The organism is Acinetobacter sp. AS5, from assembly GCF_048957595.1.
Taxonomy (GTDB): Bacteria; Pseudomonadota; Gammaproteobacteria; order Pseudomonadales; family Moraxellaceae; genus Acinetobacter.
In genome coordinates, this window is sequence record NZ_JARDAL010000087.1 from 1 (window position 1) to 6518 (window position 6518).

Annotated in this window: 8 protein-coding genes and 2 pseudogenes; 9 read left to right on the forward strand and 1 reads right to left on the reverse strand. The window is 39.7% G+C overall.

The window, feature by feature from the left end:
• The first annotated feature begins 82 nt into the window (after nt 1-82).
• The 8 genes from PV763_RS16720 (at nt 83) to PV763_RS16755 (ending at nt 5992) form a co-directional block, all read left to right on the forward strand.
• On the forward strand, nt 83-640 hold the full coding sequence (locus tag PV763_RS16720) for a winged helix-turn-helix domain-containing protein (RefSeq protein ID WP_420938243.1): 558 nt from the start codon (nt 83-85) through the stop codon (nt 638-640).
• Nucleotides 641-784: 144 nt separating this feature from the next.
• Complete coding sequence (gene arsC / locus PV763_RS16725; RefSeq protein ID WP_131367349.1) at nt 785-1219, forward strand: arsenate reductase (glutaredoxin); 435 nt, start codon at nt 785-787, stop codon at nt 1217-1219.
• A 44-nt stretch (nt 1220-1263) separates the two neighbouring features.
• Nucleotides 1264-1587, forward strand: a complete 324-nt coding sequence (locus PV763_RS16730; RefSeq protein ID WP_420938244.1) for a metalloregulator ArsR/SmtB family transcription factor — start codon at nt 1264-1266, stop codon at nt 1585-1587.
• Between the two features lie 4 nt (nt 1588-1591).
• A complete protein-coding gene (locus PV763_RS16735) occupies nt 1592-2065 on the forward strand; it encodes an arsenate reductase ArsC (RefSeq protein ID WP_087011465.1) in 474 nt (157 codons plus the stop codon).
• Between the two features lie 5 nt (nt 2066-2070).
• Nucleotides 2071-3111: an ACR3 family arsenite efflux transporter gene (arsB, locus tag PV763_RS16740; protein ID WP_420938245.1), complete on the forward strand. Its 1041-nt coding sequence runs from the start codon at nt 2071-2073 to the stop codon at nt 3109-3111.
• 4 nt (nt 3112-3115) lie between these two features.
• Complete coding sequence (gene arsH / locus PV763_RS16745) at nt 3116-3820, forward strand: arsenical resistance protein ArsH (RefSeq protein WP_004644739.1); 705 nt, start codon at nt 3116-3118, stop codon at nt 3818-3820.
• 17 nt (nt 3821-3837) lie between these two features.
• Nucleotides 3838-4791: a thioredoxin-disulfide reductase gene (gene trxB / locus PV763_RS16750; protein WP_092621673.1), complete on the forward strand. Its 954-nt coding sequence runs from the start codon at nt 3838-3840 to the stop codon at nt 4789-4791.
• A 109-nt stretch (nt 4792-4900) separates the two neighbouring features.
• Nucleotides 4901-5992 (forward strand): ArsO family NAD(P)H-dependent flavin-containing monooxygenase, encoded by a 1092-nt coding sequence (locus PV763_RS16755; RefSeq protein ID WP_005253618.1) that lies wholly within the window; start codon nt 4901-4903, stop codon nt 5990-5992.
• A gap of 159 nt (nt 5993-6151) precedes the next feature.
• On the opposite strand, the pseudogene PV763_RS16760 reads toward PV763_RS16755, so the two are convergent.
• Nucleotides 6152-6319: pseudogene (locus PV763_RS16760) on the reverse strand (universal stress protein); the annotation flags it as partial.
• Nucleotides 6320-6384: 65 nt separating this feature from the next.
• On the opposite strand from PV763_RS16760, the pseudogene PV763_RS16765 reads away from it, so the two are divergent.
• Nucleotides 6385-6518: pseudogene (locus PV763_RS16765) on the forward strand (IS6 family transposase); the annotation flags it as partial.

Genomic DNA, 6518 nt, shown 5'->3' on the forward strand with positions numbered 1-6518 from the left:
ACTATGATAAGATTAACCCGTTAGGTCAGGTGGCCTAACTTAAATAAAAAAGTCTCCGACAAACCCGGTACGGTTCATTAGTTTGGCTTTTATTATTGCATTTAAGCAAAACCCGTTAACGAGAAATGTGCCTTTAATTTTTGTAACCAGTACTTTTAATGACCAAATATTTGTAGACTATTTACAAGCAGGTGCAGATGATTATGTTATTAAACCTTGTCTCAATTACGTTCTAGGGGTAAGGATAAGATTTGCACTCTTACAATTAGATAAATTCTTAACTTCGAATCATTCAATAGCACATCACGATCAAGCTAAAATTCCTAAATTAAAATTTGATTCAAGTCAAAGGACATTGTTACTAGATAAGGAAGGTAAAGTTGTTTCTATAGAATTGTGTCCAATAGGATATAAGCTATTGTATTTTCTTGCTCAGCATCCAGATCGTCCTATCAGTCGAATTACGCTCAAAAATCATTTATGTGGTGAAAATGATCGTATTGATGATCGTTCAATTGATGTATATATACGACGTATAAGATTAGTTCTAAGTAAAAATAAAATCGAAGAAATCATTAGAACTGTGAGGGGGGTTGGTTATAGTTTCAATTCCTCATTAGTCACTTATTTATTAGCTTGATATATATTTTTATTCAAAATTTAATTTTTTATTAATAACTTAAAGTCTTATTCCCTTACTATTGGATAAAAAAATACAGCAGTTTTATTGAATATATGCGTATATTCATATATAAAGATATTTTGAATTTGAGTTAATCGGAAAATGAATAATTCTAGCGTCATAAAGATTTATCATAATCCCGCTTGTGGAACTTCACGCAATACTTTGGCTTTAATCCGTAATTCGGGTGTTGAACCAATTGTTATTGAATATCTAATGACCCCACCTTCGAAAGCAGAATTAGTTGAACTTATTCGTAGTGCTGGTTTAAGTGTTAGAGAAGCAATTCGTAAAAATGTACCTCCATATTCTGATTTAGGAATAGATCAGGAAGATTGGTCTGATGAACAGCTTTTAAATTTTATGCTTCAACATCCAATTTTGATTAATCGCCCATTCGTTGTGACGGATTTAGGTACACGTTTGTGTCGTCCTTCTGAAATTGTTCTGGATATTCTCCCGTTACCTCAAAAAGGCGCGTTTAGCAAAGAAGATGGTGAAAAAATTATTGATGAAAATGGTCAAAGAATTAAATAGCACGTTCTCATCTCTTGGATGGGAACAATGTGAAGGAGACTTATATGGATCAAGTTAATTTTTTTAAATGCTTATCAGATGAAACACGTCTCAATATAGTGACATTAATCGCTGAAAATAAAGAACTATGTGTGTGTGATTTGATTGAAAAACTACAACTCAGTCAGCCTAAAATTTCAAGACATCTAGCCCTTTTACGTGCTGCAGGACTACTTCAAGATCGCAGACAAAGCCAATGGGTTTACTACAGTATCAGTCCAAAATTGGCCGACTGGTGTTATGAAATTTTAGATATTTTGAAGACAGTTCAATCTCAGCCAAAGCTGGATGATCAACAACCCCTTTCTATAAATAGTTATTGTGAGTGAATCAATGAAATTTTTATTTTTATGTACCGGAAATAGCTGCCGTAGCATTTTGTCAGAAGTTTTGTTTAATAGCCGTGCCCCGGAAGGTTGGAAAGCATATAGCGCTGGGAGTAAGCCTTCAGGACAAGTGCATCCGCTGACCATAGAAACCCTTGAAAACTTAGGGTTATCTACTGAAGGTTTATGGAGTAAAACGATTGATGACTGTGAACAGTACCAACCTGATGTTGTGATCACGGTATGTGACTCTGCTGCTCAAGAAGCCTGTCCACTTTATTTGGGTGGAGCAATCAAGGCACATTGGGGCTTGGCTGATCCTTCACACTTAGACGTGAATAAAGAAGAAAAAATGAAAGCCTTTATGAGCACTGTTGAACATATCAATCGTCGCTTAGATGCTTTATTTAAACTTAATGTAGATAAACTATCTCGCTCAGAATTGATTGCAGCAATTAATCAAATTTCGAACGTTGAGTAAGTGAAATGTCTGAAAAACGCTTATCTTTTTTAGATCGCAACCTGACGCTATGGATTTTTATTGCCATGGCCTTAGGCATTGCCATCGGAAACTTCTTTCCTCAGGCTTCTGTCGCACTCGATAAATTAAGCATTGATTCAGTGAATATTCCAATCGCGATTGGTCTTATTCTAATGATGTATCCACCACTGGCAAAAGTGAACTATGCGACGTTGCCACAAGTATTTAAAGATAAAAAAACACTAACTTTATCTTTAATACAAAACTGGCTAATTGCCCCAGTACTGATGTTTGCTCTGGCTATTATATTTTTACATAGCTATCCCGAATATATGACTGGTGTCATCCTAATTGGTCTAGCTCGATGTATTGCCATGGTATTGGTTTGGAATGGCCTAGCTTGTGGTGATAATCAATATGTTGCAGCCTTAGTTGCCTTTAACAGCATCTTCCAGATTCTATTTTTCAGTACCTATGCCTGGTTATTCCTGACCTTCCTTCCACCCTATTTTGGTGTCGCTTCGCAGGTCATTAATGTCGATTTCTGGACCATCACCCATGCTGTTCTGGTTTATCTTGGTATTCCGTTCTTATTAGGTTTCTTAACGCGATGGATTTTGGTGAAACAGAAAGGCGTGGAATGGTATGAAACCAAGTTCATTCCGAAAATCAGTCCGCTGAGTTTAATGGCTTTGCTGTTCACCATTCTGGCCATGTTTAGCCTAAAAGGCGGTGATGTCGTGAGTCTTCCGCTTGAAGTTTTACGCATCGCGATTCCTTTAACCATTTACTTCGTTTTAATGTTCTTCATCAGCTTCTTTATGAGTAAATGGATGGGCAATGACTATCCTAAGACCACAGCAATTGCATTTACCGCAGCGGGGAATAATTTTGAATTATCACTTGCAGTAGCGATTGCAACTTTTGGTATCGCTTCGCCTGTTGCTTTTACCACGATTATTGGCCCACTGGTCGAAGTTCCTGTGTTGATTGCCTTGGTGAGTGTTTCACTCTGGCTGAGAAAGAAAGTTTTTAAAGAGGCCTAACTCTATGAATCTCCCAAATGTAGATCTAAATCTTCTTGAGCAACCCACCTTTGAAAAAGTTCAAGCCAAAGAACTTGCTCATCCTCCGCGAATTTTGCTGCTGTATGGCTCTAATCGAGAACGTTCTTACAGTCGCCTTGCAGTTCTTGAAGCCGGTCGAATCCTTGAGCATTTTGGGGCGGAAATAAAAATCTTTCATCCTAAAGGGCTTCCTTTACCTGAAGATGCGGATACTGAGCATCCAAAAGTAAAAGAGTTGCATGAACTTTTAGCATGGTCAGAAGGCATGGTCTGGTGTTCACCTGAACGCCATGGTTCTATGAGTTCAATTTTTAAATCACAAATAGACTGGATTCCACTGGCAGGGGGTGCAATCCGTGCCACTCAAGGTAAAACTCTTGCCTTGATGCAAGTCAGTGGCGGATCACAGTCATTTAACAGCCTGAACCAGATGCGTATTTTGGGTCGTTGGATGCGGATGATCACCATTCCAAATCAGTCCTCAGTTCCAAAAGCATTCTTGGAATTCGAAGAAGATGGACGAATGAAACCTTCAGCTTTCTATGACCGGATTGTGGATGTGATGGAAGAGTTATTTAAGTTCACCCTACTGACCCGTGGTCAAAGCAAATACCTGACAGATCGTTATTCTGAACGTAAGGAATCGGCTGAAGAATTATCTAAACGTGTGAATCAGCGTAGTTTGTAAACGCTAGGTGATATTAAATGCAAAAGAGACATTCTAAATTAATTATTCTAGGTTCAGGCCCTGCGGGTTATAGCGCAGCTGTATATGCTGCACGTGCCAACTTAAAGCCAACGCTGATTGCCGGTTTACAGCTAGGTGGTCAGTTGACCACAACAACCGAAGTCGACAATTGGCCGGGTGACCCTGAAGGTCTAACTGGTCCTGCACTCATGGAACGTATGCAAGCGCATGCTGAACGCTTTGGTACTAACATTGTCTATGACCATATCAACGAAGTTGATTTAAGCGTTCGTCCATTCGTTCTGAAAGGTGATATGGAAGAGTTCACTTGTGATGCCCTGATTATTGCAACGGGTGCTACAGCGCAATATTTAGGCCTTGACTCTGAAGCTGCATTTATGGGTCAAGGTGTAAGTGCTTGTGCAACCTGTGATGGTTTCTTCTACAAAAACCAAAAAGTTATGGTTGTGGGTGGTGGCAACACTGCTGTTGAAGAAGCCCTTTATCTATCCAACATTGCTTCACACGTGACTCTAGTTCACCGTCGTGACTCTTTACGTGCAGAAAAAATTCTTCAAGATCATCTGTTCGAGAAAGAGAAAGAAGGTAAAATCAGCATCACTTGGAATCATCAAGTGGACGAAGTTCTTGGTGACAGAACGTCAGGTGTAACTGCAGTTCGCCTGCAATCTACCCAAGATGGCTCTAAACAAGATGTAGAAGTTACTGGCTTATTTGTTGCCATTGGTCATAAACCGAATAGCGGCATGTTTGAAGGTCAGTTGAACCTTCGTGATGGTTATATTCAGGTTCAAAGCGGTACGGCAGGTAATGCGACTGCTGCATCTGTTCCGGGTGTATTTGCTGCGGGTGATATTGCTGACAGCGTTTACCGTCAAGCGATTACTTCGGCAGGTTCAGGCTGTATGGCTGCACTTGATGCTGAAAAATATCTTGATAATCTGAATTGATGAGTAGGTTGTCATAATTGAAAAAGTGAATAAATGTAAAAACCCAGTCTTCATGATTGGGTTTTTGCACTAAAGAAATCAGATATAAAAAACAAAAGGGGAAAAGGCGTTGAACCAGAAACAGACGGAAACAGATGTCATCATTATAGGTGGTGGACAGGCTGCTTTATCTACTGCTTATTTTTTAAAGCGCAAGAAAATCCCATTCATTATATTGGATGAGCAAAATCAAGCAGGGGGTGCCTGGCTGCATACCTGGGAGTCATTGCGTCTTTTTTCTCCTAATACCTGGAGTTCTCTATCCGGTTGGATGATGCCCATCACTGAACAGACCTATCCAACACGAAATGAGGTGATTCAGTATTTATCGGCTTATGAACAGAGATATCAATTTCCGATTGTTCGTCCAGTACATGTCGATCGTGTGGAATCGAATGGAAAGTATTTAGACGTATATGCTGGAGAAAAGTTTTGGCGAGCCAAGGCCGTGGTTAGTGCAACCGGGACATGGAGCCAGCCGTTTATTCCTGATTATCCGGGACAAGAAAACTTTCAAGGTACACAGTTACATTCAGCCCATTACATGAATGCAGACCCATTTAAAGGTAAGAAAGTCATCGTTGTGGGTGGTGGGAATTCAGGCGCTCAAATACTCGCTGAGGTTTCACAAGTTGCTGAAACCATTTGGGTCACGAAAACTCCACCTCAATTTTTATCCGATGATGTGGACGGTCGTGTACTGTTTTTAAGAGCGACGGAACGCTTAAAAGCACAGCAAGAGGGTAAAGTCATTGATCAGCCTGTTGGGGGGCTTGGTGATATTGTGATGATTGATAGTGTTAAGGAGGCAAGGCAGAGAGGGGTTTTGCATAGTCGTCCACCTTTTAAATCATTTACCACAGACTCTATCATTTGGCCTGATGGCTCAAAAGAGCAAGTCGATGCGGTGATCTGGTGTACAGGGTTTAAAGCTTCTTTGGATCACTTGAGGACTCTGGGGGTGATAGAGCCAGACAACCTGATAGAGGTTAAGGACGGAAGATCGGTCAAGATGCCGAACTTGTGGTTGGTAGGCTATGGGGAATGGACTGGGATGGCTTCAGCTACGATAATTGGAGTTTCTAGAACAGCGAGAACCACAGTGGAGGAAATCGTTGCTTATCTACACGAAATTGATACTAAAAATTATTTAGAAAAATGAGCTATCTATCTCATTAGAGGATTTTAAAATAGACTCTTTTCAATACGTTACCTATATTAGGTAAGCTAAAATAATTCCATTTTCATAATTCTATTTGCTCTATTGAATGATAAATACAAGGCGTTAAATAGATAGAATATCTACTTAACGCCTTAGGTCTTATCTCAATAAAAGTACAGGTTTTATAGAGCTTGATAACAATTTGGTCGTCGTACTACCAATAAAAAACTGGCGTATCTTTGAATGACCATATGCACCAATCACAATCATATCAATAACGTTTTTTTCTTGATAATCCAATATAGATTTCTCAACATCACCGTCAAGCAGGCACTGTTGCAAATAGGCTGACATGATAAGCTAAATATCTTATTTATTTAGAGATACAGCAGATGAATCCCTTCCACGGTCGGCACTTTCAGGGTGAAATCATTCTTTGGGCTGTGCGCTGGTATTGTAAATATGGCATCAGCTATCGTGAACTTCAAGAAATGCTCGCTGAACGAGGCATAAATGTGGATCACAG

What these genes read in the sequence shown, in the direction of transcription:
- arsC (WP_131367349.1), top strand. Translation starts at nt 785, where the DNA reads ATGAATAATTCTAGCGTCATAAAGATTTATCATAATCCCGCTTGTGGA.
- PV763_RS16730 (WP_420938244.1), top strand. Translation starts at nt 1,264, where the DNA reads ATGGATCAAGTTAATTTTTTTAAATGCTTATCAGATGAAACACGTCTC.
- PV763_RS16735 (WP_087011465.1), top strand. Translation starts at nt 1,592, where the DNA reads ATGAAATTTTTATTTTTATGTACCGGAAATAGCTGCCGTAGCATTTTG.
- arsB (WP_420938245.1), top strand. Translation starts at nt 2,071, where the DNA reads ATGTCTGAAAAACGCTTATCTTTTTTAGATCGCAACCTGACGCTATGG.
- arsH (WP_004644739.1), top strand. Translation starts at nt 3,116, where the DNA reads ATGAATCTCCCAAATGTAGATCTAAATCTTCTTGAGCAACCCACCTTT.
- trxB (WP_092621673.1), top strand. Translation starts at nt 3,838, where the DNA reads ATGCAAAAGAGACATTCTAAATTAATTATTCTAGGTTCAGGCCCTGCG.